15 protein-coding genes are annotated in these 14,109 nt (G+C 68.0%); 6 read left to right on the top strand and 9 right to left on the bottom strand.

The features are described 5' to 3' along the window. The first annotated feature begins 7 nt into the window (after positions 1 to 7). Positions 8 to 1,348: an aspartate aminotransferase family protein gene (locus ACTIEY_RS19695; RefSeq protein ID WP_439520850.1), complete on the top strand. Its 1,341-nt coding sequence runs from the start codon at positions 8 to 10 to the stop codon at positions 1,346 to 1,348. Between the two features lie 7 nt (positions 1,349 to 1,355). Here the strand turns inward: ACTIEY_RS19695 and ACTIEY_RS19690 are convergent, their stop codons facing one another. After that, entirely contained in the window at positions 1,356 to 2,171 is an 816-nt protein-coding gene (locus ACTIEY_RS19690) for a ChaN family lipoprotein (protein ID WP_439520849.1), read from the bottom strand. Positions 2,172 to 2,225: 54 nt separating this feature from the next. Here ACTIEY_RS19690 and ACTIEY_RS19685 point away from each other — a divergent pair, with 54 nt between their 5' ends. Then, positions 2,226 to 3,305, top strand: a complete 1,080-nt coding sequence (locus ACTIEY_RS19685) for an AbrB family transcriptional regulator (protein ID WP_439520848.1) — start codon at positions 2,226 to 2,228, stop codon at positions 3,303 to 3,305. 132 nt (positions 3,306 to 3,437) lie between these two features. On the opposite strand, the gene ACTIEY_RS19680 is transcribed toward ACTIEY_RS19685, so the two are convergent. From ACTIEY_RS19680 to ACTIEY_RS19670, 3 genes are all read right to left on the bottom strand, one after another. After that, positions 3,438 to 3,722 carry a BTH_I0359 family protein gene (locus ACTIEY_RS19680; protein WP_439520847.1) on the bottom strand — a complete coding sequence of 95 codons (285 nt, stop codon included), beginning with the start codon at positions 3,720 to 3,722 and terminating at the stop codon, positions 3,438 to 3,440. 151 nt (positions 3,723 to 3,873) lie between these two features. Further along, a complete protein-coding gene (locus ACTIEY_RS19675; protein ID WP_439520846.1) occupies positions 3,874 to 5,052 on the bottom strand; it encodes a DUF3108 domain-containing protein in 1,179 nt (392 codons plus the stop codon). Continuing rightward, the gene (locus ACTIEY_RS19670; RefSeq protein ID WP_439520845.1) at positions 5,045 to 5,902 is read right to left on the bottom strand and encodes an IclR family transcriptional regulator; all 858 of its coding nucleotides are present in this window, start codon (positions 5,900 to 5,902) and stop codon (positions 5,045 to 5,047) included. Before ACTIEY_RS19670 ends, ACTIEY_RS19675 begins: the two co-directional genes overlap by 8 nt. A gap of 179 nt (positions 5,903 to 6,081) precedes the next feature. Here ACTIEY_RS19670 and ACTIEY_RS19665 point away from each other — a divergent pair, with 179 nt between their 5' ends. Next, entirely contained in the window at positions 6,082 to 7,095 is a 1,014-nt protein-coding gene (locus ACTIEY_RS19665; RefSeq protein ID WP_439520844.1) for a fumarylacetoacetate hydrolase family protein, read from the top strand. An 88-nt stretch (positions 7,096 to 7,183) separates the two neighbouring features. On the opposite strand, the gene ACTIEY_RS19660 is transcribed toward ACTIEY_RS19665, so the two are convergent. Together ACTIEY_RS19660 and ACTIEY_RS19655 are read right to left on the bottom strand one after the other, a co-directional pair. After that, complete coding sequence (locus ACTIEY_RS19660) at positions 7,184 to 7,624, bottom strand: VOC family protein (protein ID WP_439520843.1); 441 nt, start codon at positions 7,622 to 7,624, stop codon at positions 7,184 to 7,186. Between the two features lie 29 nt (positions 7,625 to 7,653). After that, complete coding sequence (locus ACTIEY_RS19655; protein ID WP_439520842.1) at positions 7,654 to 8,025, bottom strand: TraR/DksA family transcriptional regulator; 372 nt, start codon at positions 8,023 to 8,025, stop codon at positions 7,654 to 7,656. A 142-nt stretch (positions 8,026 to 8,167) separates the two neighbouring features. On the opposite strand from ACTIEY_RS19655, the gene ACTIEY_RS19650 reads away from it, so the two are divergent. The 3 genes from ACTIEY_RS19650 to ACTIEY_RS19640 are packed head-to-tail and all read left to right on the top strand — an operon-like array spanning position 8,168 to position 11,237. Further along, a complete protein-coding gene (locus ACTIEY_RS19650; protein ID WP_439521000.1) occupies positions 8,168 to 9,001 on the top strand; it encodes an enoyl-CoA hydratase/isomerase family protein in 834 nt (277 codons plus the stop codon). A gap of 9 nt (positions 9,002 to 9,010) precedes the next feature. Then, a complete protein-coding gene (locus tag ACTIEY_RS19645; RefSeq protein ID WP_439520841.1) occupies positions 9,011 to 9,904 on the top strand; it encodes a PhaM family polyhydroxyalkanoate granule multifunctional regulatory protein in 894 nt (297 codons plus the stop codon). Between the two features lie 4 nt (positions 9,905 to 9,908). After that, positions 9,909 to 11,237: an FIST signal transduction protein gene (locus ACTIEY_RS19640; protein WP_439520840.1), complete on the top strand. Its 1,329-nt coding sequence runs from the start codon at positions 9,909 to 9,911 to the stop codon at positions 11,235 to 11,237. On the opposite strand, the gene ACTIEY_RS19635 is transcribed toward ACTIEY_RS19640, so the two are convergent. From ACTIEY_RS19635 to ACTIEY_RS19625, 3 genes are all read right to left on the bottom strand, one after another. Continuing rightward, entirely contained in the window at positions 11,212 to 12,480 is a 1,269-nt protein-coding gene (locus tag ACTIEY_RS19635; RefSeq protein ID WP_439520839.1) for an MFS transporter, read from the bottom strand. The two genes, ACTIEY_RS19640 and ACTIEY_RS19635, sit on opposite strands and share 26 nt — an antisense overlap. Before the next feature lie 5 nt (positions 12,481 to 12,485). Further along, positions 12,486 to 13,184, bottom strand: a complete 699-nt coding sequence (locus tag ACTIEY_RS19630; RefSeq protein WP_439520838.1) for a ProQ/FinO family protein — start codon at positions 13,182 to 13,184, stop codon at positions 12,486 to 12,488. A 67-nt stretch (positions 13,185 to 13,251) separates the two neighbouring features. After that, the gene (locus tag ACTIEY_RS19625) at positions 13,252 to 13,983 is read right to left on the bottom strand and encodes a helix-turn-helix domain-containing protein (protein ID WP_439520837.1); all 732 of its coding nucleotides are present in this window, start codon (positions 13,981 to 13,983) and stop codon (positions 13,252 to 13,254) included. Between the last annotated feature and the right edge of the window lie 126 nt (positions 13,984 to 14,109).

Here is a 14,109-nt window from a genome sequence, read left to right as displayed (position 1 = left end):
CTCCGCCATGGCCTACAACGAGCTTCGCATGGACAACCAGTGGTTGCCCTTCACCCCCAACCGCGCGTTCCAGAAAGACCCGCGCATCTTCGTGGCCGCCGAAGGCATGCACTTCACCACACACGACGGCCGGCAGGTGATCGACGGCATCTCCAGCCTGTGGTGCGTGGGCGCCGGCCACAACCGCAAGCCCATCAACGAGGCCATCAAGAAGCAGCTCGACACGCTGGATTACGCCACTGCCTTCAGCGTCAGCAACGACAAGGCCTTCCGCGCGGCCGAAATGATCGCGGCCATGGCGCCGGGCGACCTGAACAAGGTGCTGTTCTGCAACTCGGGTTCCGAAGCGGCGGACACCTCGATGAAGGTGGCGCTGGCCTACCACCGCGCGCGCGGCGAAGGCCACCGCAACATCTTCATCGGCCGCGAGCGCGGCTACCACGGCGTGGGCTTCGGCGGCATGAGCGTCGGTGGCATTCCCGCCAACCGCAAGGTCTACGGCACCAGCCTGCTGCCTCGCGTGGACCACCTGCGTTTCATCCACGATCCGGTGAAGCACGCCTACGTGCACAACACCGAGCCGGTCTGGGACGAGGACCTGCTGCTCGAGCTGGAGAACCGCATCCTTCCCCTGCACGACCCGAGCAACGTGGCGGCCGTGATCGTGGAACCGGTGGCCGGCAGCGCAGGCTGGTACGTGCCGCCGCAGGGTTACCTGAAACGGCTGCGCGAGATCTGCGACAAGCACGGCATCCTGCTGATCTTCGACGAGGTCATCACCGGTTTTGGCCGCCTGGGCACCGCGTTCGCGTCCGACCACTACGGCGTGCAGCCCGACATGCTGAACTTCGCCAAGGCCGTGACCAATGGCGTCATTCCGCTGGGTGGCGTGGTCTGCACAGACCGCATCTACAACGCGATGATGGGCGCGCACGGCAGCGCGCCGGACCACGCCATCGAGTTCTTCCACGGCTACACCTACTCGGGCCATCCGGTGTCGTGCGCAGCGGCCATCGCCACGCTCGACCTGTTCCGCGAAGAGAAGCTGTTCGAGCGCGCTGGCGAGATGGGCCCGGTGCTGGGCGACGCCATGCACAGTGCGCTCAAGGGCCTGCCCAATGTGATCGGCATCCGCAGCTACGGCCTGGCCGCTGCGGTGGAGCTGGCGCCCCTGGCGGGGTCGCCGGGCAAGCGGGCTTTCGACGTGTTCGTGGACTGCTACCACCGCGGCGTGCTGGTGCGCAACGCGGGCGACAACCTGGTGTTCGCGCCGCCCTTCATCGTGGAACGGTCTCAAATCGAAACGATGGTCGGCACGCTGGCCGACGCGATCAAGCGCGTGGCCTGACGGCGATTCAGCGGGGCGCCATCCGTTGCTTCAGTTCGGCACAGTGGTCCCGCGGCGGCGTGGCGGGCGTGCGCCACACGGCATCGGAGGGCCGGCCTTCATCTTTCGCCGCACCTGCCTGCGCCATCACCACCCGGTGGCTCAGCGTGGCCGGCAGGTACAGCGGCACGCCAAGGTCGCGGCGCACGTGGCCGTTGCCGGCCACCAGCACCACGGTCTTTCCCGGCCCGGCCCGGCGCGCCGCGCCCACCAGCGTCTCCGCCATGGCACGGTCGCGCGCCAACTGGATGCGCGCCATGGGTGCGATCTGGCTCTCGGGCAGCAGGCCGCAATGGCCTTCGCGAATCGCCTCGCGTTGCCGCTGGAGTGCGCCGTCGCCGATCGCGCCGTCCAGCGCGGCATCTCCCATGGCCTCGCGCATGCGGCCTCGCGGCAGGTTGCCACCCAGCACCGGCGCACCTGAACGCACGGCGGCCATCACCACCGGGCCGTAGGTGGCCCAGGGCCAGCCGCCCTCGGGCTTCCAGCCCAGCGATTCGCGCACGCTGTCTTCGCTGGCATCGGCGGCCAGACCCGATGTGCTGCGCCCCTGGTCGGCCATTTCCATCACCAGCGCGCCGAGCCGGCCGCGCGCGGCCAGCGCCAGCACCACGTCGCGCTGCAGCGCCTGGTGTTCTGCGGCGTCGTGCTGCTCGCCGATCAGCAGGGCCTGCGTGGGCAGCAGGCGATCGAGCAGCGCCGGCACGGAAGCAGGCGGGGCGCTGGCACAGGCGCCCAGCAGCGAAACGGTGAGCGCAAACAGGACAGCGGATCGACAGTTCATGCAGGGATACTACGGGCTCTGTCGCCCCCGGCGGCGCCCTCGCTCTTTCCCCGCGTGCTTTTCCTGTCCGCCTTCGGCCCGGGTTCCTGGCCGCGCGTCCTCTTCACCCTGTTGCTTGCGCTGGCTGCCGCCTGGCTGTGCCGCTGGCTGAACACGCCCATCCCCTGGATGATCGGTCCGCTGCTGGCGACCTCGCTGGTCTCCATGCTGGGCGCGCCCACCGAAAGCTGGACGCCGTTGCGCAACGCAGGCCAGTGGGTGATCGGCGCTGCACTCGGCCTGTATTTCACGCCCGAGGTGGGCGCGCTGGTGGCCGGCCTCTGGTGGGCCATCGGCCTGGGCATTGCCTGGGCGCTGCTGCTGGGCCTGACCTTCGGTACCTGCCTGGCCCGCTGGCACGCGGGGCACCTGGCCGCGCTGTCGCCGGCGCAGTTGCGCAGCACCACCTACTTCGCCGGTGCCATCGGTGGTGCTTCCGAGATGACGCTGATCGCCGAGCGCCAGGGCGCACGCACCGACCTGGTGGCGGCTTCGCACAGCCTGCGCGTGCTGATGGTCACCCTGACGATCCCTTTCGCCATGCAGTTCTGGGGCCTGAGCGGCCTGGACGCCGTGCCGCCGGGCATTCGCGAGGTGCAACCCGCGGGCCTGGCGGTCCTGACCCTGATGACTTTGGCCGGCGCCCTGCTCATGCAGCGTCTCGGTCGCGCCAACCCCTGGTTCATGGGGGCGCTTGTCATCACCATGGTGGTGACGCTGTGCGGCTTCACGTTCTCGGCGATTCCGCAAACCTGGTCCAACGCCGCCCAACTGGTCATCGGCGTGAGCCTGGGCGTGCGCTTCACGCCGGCGTTCGTGCACACAGCGCCTCGCTGGCTGGCGTCGGTGGCGTTCGCCACGGTGGTCATGATGGGGCTGTGCGCCGGCTTCGCCTGGGTGCTGGCCGCCGTCACCGGGCTGCACTCGGCCACGTTGGTGCTGGGGACCGCCCCGGGCGGCATCGCCGAAATGGCCATCACGGCCAAGGTGTTGCAGCTCGGTGTGCCCGTGGTCACCGCGTTCCAGGTCTGTCGTCTGGTGGCCGTGCTCATCCTGGCCGAACCGGTCTACCGCTGGAAGTACGCCGGGAAATGAAAAGCCCGGCAAGTGCCGGGCGGAAGAGCGAGGGGGAAGTCATTCGAGAGCGCCGCGGATCTGGGTCCGCCAGTCCGCAGGCGTTGCCCCCTGGGGGTGACGCGCCGAAGGCGCGGCGCGAGGGGGACCGGTTCAGTGCATCACCACGGGCATCTGTGCCAGCGTGGCATAACCTTCCAGCGTGTCTTCCACCTCTTCCTGAGAAGGGGTGCTGTTCTGCCAGGCGGTGATCTGAAGCTGGAACATTTCTGCCCAGGAGCCGTCGAGGTAGACCTCCTTGCCCGAGCGCTTGTCCACGATCTCGAAACCGTGACGGGGCATTTGGGGGCCCTGGGGCACCTCGTTGTCACCCTCTGCCGGTGCATTGGCGAGGATGTGGACCACAGCGAAGGCATCCGAGTCGTAAAGCATGTGCATGACTGAAATATCCTTGAGTTGAAAAACCTGCGTTCCTGATGCCCTTATATCGGCAAAAAACCGCCGGGCATGTAGGTCAGAGGCTCTTTACATGGCAACGTTCATGCCAACTTCAAGTTATGTGTCGTTTTGAGCACATTTTTTCTGCGCATCAGGGCTTCTGGCTCAGTTGCTGGTCCGCCAGGTCGCCATTGGCCTGCGTCACCTTCAAGCGAACCGGCAGGTGGCTGAGTTCGGGGGCGAGCCACATCTCCACGGTGCTGTCGAACTCCTTGCGCGGCTGCCTCACCAGGTGGCGCACACGCAGTTCACCGGCAGGCAGGGCCAGGGTGCTTTCCTCGCCGACCTCGAAGCGCCAGATCTCCGCATCGCCGGTGCCGGCCACCTGCATGTCGATGACCTGGCCAGTGGCATAGGCCTGGGGTCGCGCCTGCAACAGGCCGGCCAGTTGCAGGAACAGGCTGAGGCGGTCCTGCGCACCGGGCAGCAGCTCGGCCTCGGGCGTGTTGGCGCTGAAGCGGATGCGCTGGTGCTCACGCTCGAAATGGGCGGCGCGCTCGCTGCGGCCCTTGTCGGCGAATCGCTCGGGCATCAGGCCTTCGGGGCCGACGCCGCCGCTGCTGGTCTGCGCGCGGCTTCCCAGCAGCGGCATGCGCATTTCCATGCGTGCGCTGTAGCGGTCGCCCGCGAGTTCCCAGTCGAGCGTGCCGGTGGCGTTGTAGTGAAAGCCCTTGGCTTGTCCTGACACCACGTATTGCAACCGCGTGCTGGCGGGCAGCTGGGCGGGCGGCAGCGCCGGGCTGGCGGGCGTGGCGGTCGCCGGCGGGGGCAGCGGCGCGGGCTGCGCGGTGTCCGGCGTGTCGGCCTGGGCCAGCACGGTCGCGTCCGGCACGTCGGGCTCCGCGGCGGGCTCATCCACGGGCGGTGGTGGCGCGATGGCCACCGGCGCTGGAGGTGCTTCGGGAACCGGTGTGGCGGGCCGCGCAGCGACCTTCACAGGCACCCTGGGCGGTTTCGGCGCGGCCACTTCGCGTTCGGGTACGGCAGTGGTTGCGGGCGCGGTGGCCGGTGCCGGAACGATCCAGCGCACCGTGCTGATGCGCACCGGTGCGTTCCGCGCGCCGGCTTCGGAAGCCTTTGGGGTTTCATCCAGGGTCGGCTGGGCGCTCGCCAACGCGGCCGTGCTGGTGGGAGCGGGCGTGATGAAGTCCGGCAGTCCGCCGGTGAGCAGCAGCAGGTGCAAGGCCAGCACCCCCGCGCCAAGCAAGACCAGCGTCGGCCAGCGCGGTGCGCCGGCGCGCTGGGTGCGCGTCTCGGTCAACTCAGGCATGGCCCAGGTCGCTGCTGAGCTGGCGTGCGCATCGCAGCAGCGCGGCGGCGGGTGGACCGTCCCAGTCGGTGTCCAGCGTGGCCACCGAGCCGAGCACGACCAGGCCGAGCGCCAGCCGGCCTTGGGCGTCGAACACCGGCGCACAGAACCCGCCCACGCCGGGCAGCAGGCTGTGCACCACGCGCGCCAGGCCGCGCTGTCGGGTTTCTTCCAGCACAGCTTGCACTTCGGCCGGATTTCGGGGCACGTCCACCAGCGGAAGGCCACTGCGCGGAAGGTTCTTCAAGTGCGCCAACTCCTCCTGCACCATGGGCTCGATGCGCCGGGCATCCCGCTCCTGGTGCCGCATGAAGGCAGCAAAACAGCGACCTGTGGCCGAAGTGAGCAGTGGCATCACGTCGCCCAGTCGCAGCGTCACCGGCACCGACTGGGGTGCCTCCACCCAGTGCACCATGGTGGGCCCCTGGTTGCCCCAGACCGCGATGGCCAGGGTGTGGCCGGTTTCGGCCAGCAGCGCGTCGATGCGTTCGCGCGCGAGCCGCACGGCGTCAATGCGCGCCAGGCTGGCCAAGCCCAGGCGAAGCGCGGCCGGGCCGAGGTCGTAGCGGGTGCTCAGGGGATCCTGGATCACCAGCCCCATGCGCTGGAAGCTCACGAGGTAGCGGTGCGCCTTGGCCGCGCTCATGCCGGCGGCTGCGGCCAGATCCCGGAGCATCAGCGCGCCCGGCGCTTCGGACAGGGCGTTCAGCAACTCGAACCCCACCTCCACCGACTGGATGCCCGCGCGCAACGGCTCCGCGTCGGAGGGGAGCGCGTCGGCAATCGGGGAATCGATGGGTTCAGCGGGCATGAAGACGTTGAGCACGAGGGTTGGACGGTGGGGCAGTCGTCAGGTTCCGATGCCTTAGAATCTGCCGCTTACGGATAGGTTAACTGATTTCACTATCCGTAATTCCCAGGGCGCCCGGCGCCCGCTTCGAGGGGCAGAATCGTCCCGTTCCAACCCCATTCCGGCAGCAGGAGACTTGCATGAAACTCGCCACTTACAGAGATGGATCGCGCGATGGACAACTGGTGGTGGTTTCCCGCGACCTGAGCACCGCGCATTATGCGACCGGCATCGCGCACAAGCTGCAGCAGGCGCTGGACGACTGGAACTTCATCAGCCCGCAGTTGCAGGACCTGTATGTCACGCTCAACCAGGGCAAGGCGCGGCATGCGTTTCCCTTCGATCCGGCGCAGTGCATGGCGCCGCTGCCGCGCGCCTACCAGTGGGCCGACGGTTCCGCCTACATCAACCACGTGGAACTGGTGCGCGCCGCCCGCAACAGCGAGGTGCCCGAGTCGTTCTACGTGGATCCGCTCATGTACCAGGGTGGCAGCGATGATTTCATCGGCCCGCGCGACGACGTCGTGGTGCCCAGCGAGGACTTCGGCATTGACTTCGAGGCCGAGATTGCGGTGGTCACCGGCGACGTGCCCATGAGCGTCTCGTCCGAGCAGGCGCTCGACGGCATCCGCCTCCTGATGCTGGCCAACGATGTGTCGTTGCGCAACCTGATCCCTGCCGAACTGGCCAAGGGCTTCGGCTTCTTCCAGAGCAAGCCGGCCACCGCGTTCAGCCCGGTGGCGGTCACGCCTGACGAACTCGGGGACGCATGGCAAGGTGGCCGCGTGCACCTGCCGCTGCACTCCACCTGGAATGGCCGCAAGGTCGGCATGTGCGACGCCGGGCCCGAAATGACCTTTCACTTCGGCCAGCTCATTGCCCACATCGGCAAGACCCGCAACGTGCGCGCCGGCTCCATCGTGGGCAGCGGCACGGTGAGCAACAAGGGCGTGGAGGTCGATGGCCGCAAGGAATGGCCCAAGGGCTACAGCTGCATCGCAGAGAAGCGCGCCATCGAGACCATCCTGGACGGCAAGCCCTCGACCGAGTTCATGAAGTTCGGCGACACCATCCGCATCGAGATGAAAGGCAAGGACGGGCAGTCGATCTTTGGTGCGATCGAACAGAAAATTGCTGCGCCAAGTCAGGCGTAAGTCAAAACCCGTTCGCCCTGAGCCTGTCGAAGGGCTCACTCGACGCATCGCACAAAGGCTTCGACAAGCTCAGCCCGAGCGGGCGACTTCAGCTGGCATAAACCTGCTCCAGCGATGCAAACCCCTTCACCTCGATCGGGTTGCCGAAGGGGTCGCAGAAGAACATCGTCCACTGCTCGCCCGGCTGGCCTTCGAAGCGCACTTGCGGCGGCAGCACGAAGTCCACACCCGCTGCCTGAAGCCGCTCGGCCAGGGCTTTCCATTCGGGCAGCAGAAGCACCAGACCGAAATGCGGCATGGGCACCAGGTGCTCACCCACATGGCCGGTGCGCGCGGTGGGGAACGGCTCGCCCAGGTGCAGCGAGATCTGGTGGCTGAAGAAATCGAAGTCGACCCAGGTCTCGGTGCTGCGGCCTTCGGTGCAGCCGAGCACGCCTCCGTAGAACCGACGAGCTTCATCCAGATCGGTGACGTTGAACGCGAAGTGAAAGAGGCTGCGGGTGGTCAGGGTGGGGCTCTGGGTGGTCATGGCCACGAGCATACCCACTGTCACGAAAGTCAGGCCCTGATCGGACCGTCTTCCAGCGCGCTCTGGCAGGCGACGCAGCGCATGGCAATGGGGTTGGCGTGCAACCGCGCATTGGGGATCGATACGCCGCAATCGACACACAGACCATAGCTGCCGTCGGCGATGCGCTGCAGGGCCGCCTCGATGGAAATCAGTTCTGCCGACTCGCGTTCTTCCAAGGCGAACGCCATGTCGCGCTGAGCATCTGCGCTGGCCTGGTCGTCGCTGGCAAGGGCCAGTGCGTCGGCGGCGGTTTCCGCTCGGCCCAGTGCGCCGCCCCGTTGAGCGCGAAGCTGCGCCACGGTGTCGGCGCGCAGGGCGAGCAGTTGGATCTTGAAGGTATCGGACAAGGGGGCGTTCATGTTCATCTCCTGATGGGGTCGTTCCATCGTGCGCCCTTGTGCACAGCGCTGGCTTGACACAGGTCAAGCACAATTCAAAGGCGGTCGGCTGCCATGACGCTGACCTTCGCTCAACACCCTATCGGAGACCTGCATGACCCCCGTGGACTACAGCCGCTACCAGACCCTATCCATCACCCGACGCGGCCCGAGCGTGGACGGTGTTCCGTCGGTGCTCGACATCCAGATGCGCGCCGATGGGCCCGGCGGCAACGGCAAGCTGCCCACCGCCGGCCATGAAGGCCATTGGGAGCTCAGCGAGATCTGGCGCGACGTGGGGCGAGACGACAGCGTGCGCTGCGCGGTGCTGCGCGGCAGCGGCATGGGATTTTCTGGCGGCGGCGACCTGGCGCTGGTGCAGGACATGGCCACCGGTTTCGAGGTGCGCACGCGTGTGTGGAAGGAGGCGCGCGACCTCGTCTACAACGTGATCAACTGCGACAAGCCCATTGTGAGCGCGATGCACGGCCCCGCGGTGGGGGCGGGCCTGGTCGCCGGGCTGCTGGCCGACATTTCCATCGCCGCGAAGACCGCGAAAATCGTCGACGGCCACACGCGCCTGGGCGTGGCGGCAGGCGACCACGCGGCCATCGTCTGGCCCTTGCTCTGCGGCCTGGCCAAGGCCAAGTACTACCTCATGTTGTGCGACCCCATCAGTGGCGAAGAGGCCGAACGCATCGGCCTGGTATCGCTCGCGGTGGACGATGCGGCCTTGCTGGGCAAGGCCTACGAAGTGGCCGACCGGCTGGCCAGCGGCAGCCAGACCGCGATCCGCTGGACCAAGTACTCGCTCAACAACTGGCTGCGCCAGGCCGGTCCTGCGTTCGACACGTCGCTGGCGCTCGAATTCATGGGGTTTGCGGGCCCCGATGTGCGGGAAGGTGTGGCATCCTTGCGTGAGCGCCGAGCACCCCGCTATGGTGTGGACCAGCCCTAGGAGACTCACATGAGCGACGCCCCCAGCAGCGGTTTCGGCAAGTTCGTTCCCGGCTTCGAGTTCCTGCAGAACCTCGCGGGCCAGGCGGCTGGCGGGGTGGCGCAAGGCATCAGCCAGAACATCCCGCAGTTGCCCAACCTGGGCCACTGGGTCGCGCCCACCTTCAACGTGGAAGACCTGGAAAAGCGCATCGAGGAACTCAAGGCGGTGCACTTCTGGCTCGACCAGAATTCCAAGGCGCTGGGCGCCACCATCCAGGCGCTGGAGGTGCAGAAGATGACGCTGTCCACGCTGAAGTCGATGAACTTCAGCATGGGCGACGTGGCCAACGCGCTCAAGATCAAGGCGGCCGACACGCTCTCCAGCTTCACGGGTGCGACGGCCCGTGCGCCCTCGCAGTTCGCCGGACTCGAGGTGCCGCCGCGCACCTACGGCAGGACGGAGGCCGAGGCCGAGCCAGAAGACGACGAAGAGCCGCCGGAAGAAGCGCCCGCGCCCCGCGCCACCCCGAGGCGCAAGGCGCGCCCGGCTGCGCGCAAATCCGCGACACCCGCCGCACCCGCCGGCGGTGTGGTGGACCCGGTGCAATGGTGGGGCGCGCTGTCGCAGCAGTTCCAGCAGATCGCCACCAACGCCATGAAGGACGCGGCGAAACAATCCGCCCTGGACACCACGCGCCAGGTGGCCAGCGGGCTCACGGGTCAGGCCATGAAGACCGCCACCGGCGTGGCGGGCAAGGTCACACGCAACCTCACCGACACCGTGGCGCGCAACGTGGGCATGGCCGCTGGCGTGGGTCGCGCGGCGGCCAAGGCCGTGAGCGGTTCGCGCGCCACACCAACGCGCAAGGCCGCGGCGAAAAAGGCCGCACCCCGGAAATCCGCCGCGAGCCGCAAACGCTGACGCCATGAAGCTCTTTCCCTACGCGCACGCCACGCACCCGCAGTGGCGCATGGCCGCCGCCCTGGTGCTGGCGCAGTTGCGTGCGCAGATGGCGCTGCCCGATTTCGCCGCCACGCCTTCGCTGGCATTGCTCTACATCACCGATCACTACGCGGACGAGGCCCAGGCGATCCTGGAGCACCTGAGTGCAGAGCTGCCCGAGGTGACCGACTGGACCGGTACCGTGGGGGTCGGCATCTCGGCCAACAACGTGGAGTACTTCGACGAGCCTGCGCTGTGCGTGATGCTGTGCGATCTGAGTCCGGACCAGTACCGCGTGTTCAGCGGTGTGGCGCCGCTGCTGGCCAGCGGCCGTGCGGCCGGATCGCAGGGCTTCCAGGCGCACACGGCGCTGGTCCATGCGGACGGGCGCACGCCCGAACTCGCCGAGCTCATTGCGGAGGTGGCCGATCGCACCCACAGCGGCTACGTGTTCGGCGGCCTCGCCGGCAGCCGGGGCACCAGCGTGCAGTTTTCGCTGGGCAGCGCGGGCAATCTCACCGGCCAGGGCGCGGCCAGCGGGGTGTATTTCGGCGGCCTGAGCGGCGTGGCGTTTGGCGAGGACGTGGGCCTGGTCTCGCGCGTCACGCAGGGCGCTCAACCGGTCGACCGCGAACGCACCGTCACCGCCGCCGATGGCAACCTCGTTCTCCAGCTCGATGGAGAGCCCGCGCTCGACGTGCTGCTTCGCGAGCGAGAGATCTCGCTGGACCAGCCAGAGCAGGCCATGCCGCGCCTGCGCGCCACGCTGGTGGGTCTCACGCACGTTGAACCCACCCACGAGCAGGACGACGCGCTCGCTGCCTCCGGCGCGAACACCTCGCGCATGCGGGGGCAGTTTGGCACCGAAGTCATGGTGCGCCACCTGATCGGGCTGGATCCGGGGCGACGCGGCATCGCCATCGCGGAGGTGGTGCCCGTGGGCACGCGCCTGGCCTTCTGTGAACGCAATGCGCAGGCCGCGCGGGCCGATCTGATCCGGGTGTGTGCCGAAGTGCGCGAGGAACTCGAACCCGAGGAGATGGGCATGAGCACGGCCCGTGCGCTCGCCGGCAACGAGCCCGATGCCCTGCCACAGCCGGCGCGCCGCATCGCCGGTGCCATCTACGTCAGCTGTGCGGGACGCGGAGGGCCGCATTTCGGCAGCCCCAGCGCCGAGCTGCAGACCGTGCGCCGTGCGCTGGGCGATGTGCCGCTGGTGGGTTACTTTGCCGGTGGCGAGATCGCCCACCACCGCCTGTACGGTTACACCGGCGTGCTGACGGTGTTCACGATGCCGCTGGCGACGGGCTGATCCGACCCAGCCCCACGCCGCGTGCGCGGGCGCGTCGCAAGAGAAAGATCACGATGCCCACGTTGAGCAGGTTGAAGCCGATGCCGTTGACGAAGGCCGCCTGGTAGGAGCCGGTCAGGTCGAAGATCGCGCCCGACATCCAGCCACCCAGCGCCATGCCCAGCAGCGTGGCCATGAGCACGGTGCCGGTGCGCACACCGGCCTGCACGGGCGAGAAATGCTCGCGGATGATGAGCGCGTAGCTCGGCACGATGCCGCCCTGGAAGAGCCCGAACATGCCCGAGATCAGGTACAGCGGCACGAGGCCGTCGAACGGCAGGAACATCAGCAGCGCGATGCCTTGCAGCACCGAGCCCAGCAGCAGTGTGCGCAGGCCACCGATGCGGTCGGAGATCCATCCCGAAATGAGCCGGCTCGCCACGCCCATGCCCAGCATGATCGAGAGCATCTCGGCGCCGCGCGCCGCGCCGAACCCGAGGTCGGTGCAATACGCCACGATGTGCACCTGAGGCATCGACATCGCCACGCAGCACGACACCCCGGCCACGCACAGCAGGGCCTGCAGGGTGCCCGGCGAGAGGCCCAGCGGGCGTTCGCTGGCCACGGCCGCAGAAGGCGCAGTGCCGACGGGAACAGGTTCGGCACCCGCCAGCGCCGGCGGTGGCCGCCGCAGCACCAGCGCCAGCGGCAGCATCACCACCAGGCAGATCACGCCGATGTTGAAGTAGGCCTGCCGCCAGCCACCGCCCTCGGTGAAGAGCTGGATCACCGGGGGCCAGATGGCGCCCGCCACGTAGTTGCCGCTCATGCAGATGGCCAACGCAATGCCGCGGCGGCGTGTGAACCAGCGCGAGGTGTCGGCCACCAGCGGCGCGAAGGTGGCCGAGGTGCCGAGCAGGCCGATCAACAGGCCTTGCGCGAGCGTGAACTGCCACAGACTGGTGGACGCGCTCGCGGCGATGAAGCCCAGCCCGAGGCCCACGGCGCCACCGAGCACCGGCACCATCACGCCATAGCGGTCCGAGAGCCTGCCCATGAGGATGCCGCCCACGCCGAAGCCGATCATGGTCAGCGTGTAGGGAAAGGAGGCCGCACCCCGATCGATGCCGAAGTCGGTCTGGATGCTGGGCAGCACCACGGTGATCGAGTACATGCCCGCGCCGCCCAGCGTCATGAGCGCGAGCGACACCGCCAGCCGCCACCATGCGTACGGTGATTCGGCTTCGGCGGTGATTCTCGTCATGCGGTTCAGGCGCCGGCCACCTGCCTGCCGCGCGCGCGCTCCAGTGTGCGCCGCGCGTCCTGCACCGGCATGCCGTACATGTCCGCAAACGCCTCCACCGTCTGCCCGCTGGTCTCGAAGGCGCGCAGCAGCGCGGCGTCGCGTGCCATGCGACCGCTGGCATCGGCGAGCGCCAGGCGCGTGATCTCGTTGACCACTTCGTCGCGGCTCTGCGTGAGCGTGGCGTACGCCTCCGCGCCCAGGCCTGATGCCTCGAACGCCTGCGCGATGCGCTGGCGCAGCTTGGGCACGAGGTCCTCGGGCGTGCGGCTCTGGCGGCGGCGAAACACCTCCACCAGTGCGTGGTGCACCTGTTCGGGCGTGAGCGCTTCCACAGGTTCACCGGCGAGGTCGTGGCGTTGCTGCCCTGAGGCCACCACCGTCAGGTAGCGGCTGGAGCGCGTGTGCAGCGCCAGCGCCGCCTTCAGGCTGTCGGCCTCCAGCACGCCGGGCTGGGCGTCGAGCAGGTCCTGGAAGATGCCGCGCTTGAGGGGCTTGAGCACGTCGCCGAACAACGCGGGGTAAAGCTGCGCGAGCTGATCGAGCACCGGGTGCTGGCGTGGCGCCGGCGGGCGGCCCTGGGGAGAGGCCTGTCCCGCGTGGTTGCGACGTCGCCGATCGGGGCGGGGGGCTGCAGGAGCAGGTGGCGTGGAGTGGTCGTTCATGGAAGCCTGGGACGAAAGCCCGCCATCATGCCAGTGTCGGCAGCGGCGGCAAGCCGGGTGAACCCCTTCAGCGTCGAAGCTGACCGAAGGCCTCGAACTCCCAGCTGCGCATGGCCAGCACGAGCGTGTAGCCCTCGCGGTCTTTCGCGGCCAGCTTCTGGTCGGTCTGGTGCTGCTGGGCGAAATCCTGCGCCACCCGCTGAAGCCGCTCCAGGAACATCGGCGCCAGCGTGCGGCTCACCGAGCCGTGCACCAGCATCAGGCCTTCGCCCGTGCCATCGAAGCCGCCGGAAAAGTAGTCGAGCAAGGCGTGATCGCGGAAGTAGTTCATCACCGGACCGTGCGGTCGCCAGCGGAAGGTCTTGGCGAGCTTGAGGCGGTAGCGGTTGAGCGGGCGCAACTCGATGATGCCGATGCGGTCGAGCTGAGCCAGGCACTTCACCCCATCCGCTTCGCTCAGGCGGTAAGCGGTGGTCATCTGTTCCAGTGTCCACTGGCTGAGCACGCAGATGGCCACCAGCAGCAGCTTCTTGTCGGCTACCACGGCGCGCTCCTGTTCGTGCGTCATCTCGCGCATCAGCGGCTGTGCATCCGCCACGCGCCGCGCGAGGTCGGCGAAATCCAGCTTGAGCGCGCGGCAGATCGCGTCCACCCGCGAGAGGGACATGTCGCCCCTGGCCAGCATGCGCTTGACGCTCGATTCCGCCATGCCCATGGCCTGCGCCAGGTCGGCGTAGGTCATCTGCGCGGACTTGAGCTCCTTCTTCACGGCGAGGACGAGATCGGTGGTGGTGCTCATGCGACTCCCGGCGGGCAAATGGTATTGAAATTCGATACCTGAAATGGAAACGGGATCGACTGTATCGGAAATCGACACCTTGCAGCCGGTCGCTCGCCAGACACTGCGGCCACTTCAACTCTGCTG

Origin of the sequence: Hydrogenophaga sp., from assembly GCF_051858985.1 — a bacterium.
GTDB lineage: Bacteria > Pseudomonadota > Gammaproteobacteria > Burkholderiales > Burkholderiaceae_C > Hydrogenophaga.
Note: the sequence above shows the minus strand (reverse complement) of the source record. Positions and strands in the feature narration are given on the sequence as shown.

Coding starts and splice junctions, on each gene's coding strand:
- ACTIEY_RS19695 (WP_439520850.1), top strand. CDS start 8: ATGGCCTACAACGAGCTTCGCATGGACAACCAGTGGTTGCCCTTCACC.
- ACTIEY_RS19690 (WP_439520849.1), bottom strand. CDS start 2,171: ATGAACTGTCGATCCGCTGTCCTGTTTGCGCTCACCGTTTCGCTGCTG.
- ACTIEY_RS19680 (WP_439520847.1), bottom strand. CDS start 3,722: ATGCACATGCTTTACGACTCGGATGCCTTCGCTGTGGTCCACATCCTC.
- ACTIEY_RS19675 (WP_439520846.1), bottom strand. CDS start 5,052: ATGCCTGAGTTGACCGAGACGCGCACCCAGCGCGCCGGCGCACCGCGC.
- ACTIEY_RS19670 (WP_439520845.1), bottom strand. CDS start 5,902: ATGCCCGCTGAACCCATCGATTCCCCGATTGCCGACGCGCTCCCCTCC.
- ACTIEY_RS19665 (WP_439520844.1), top strand. CDS start 6,082: ATGAAACTCGCCACTTACAGAGATGGATCGCGCGATGGACAACTGGTG.
- ACTIEY_RS19660 (WP_439520843.1), bottom strand. CDS start 7,624: ATGACCACCCAGAGCCCCACCCTGACCACCCGCAGCCTCTTTCACTTC.
- ACTIEY_RS19655 (WP_439520842.1), bottom strand. CDS start 8,025: ATGAACGCCCCCTTGTCCGATACCTTCAAGATCCAACTGCTCGCCCTG.
- ACTIEY_RS19645 (WP_439520841.1), top strand. CDS start 9,011: ATGAGCGACGCCCCCAGCAGCGGTTTCGGCAAGTTCGTTCCCGGCTTC.
- ACTIEY_RS19640 (WP_439520840.1), top strand. CDS start 9,909: ATGAAGCTCTTTCCCTACGCGCACGCCACGCACCCGCAGTGGCGCATG.
- ACTIEY_RS19635 (WP_439520839.1), bottom strand. CDS start 12,480: ATGACGAGAATCACCGCCGAAGCCGAATCACCGTACGCATGGTGGCGG.
- ACTIEY_RS19630 (WP_439520838.1), bottom strand. CDS start 13,184: ATGAACGACCACTCCACGCCACCTGCTCCTGCAGCCCCCCGCCCCGAT.
- ACTIEY_RS19625 (WP_439520837.1), bottom strand. CDS start 13,983: ATGAGCACCACCACCGATCTCGTCCTCGCCGTGAAGAAGGAGCTCAAG.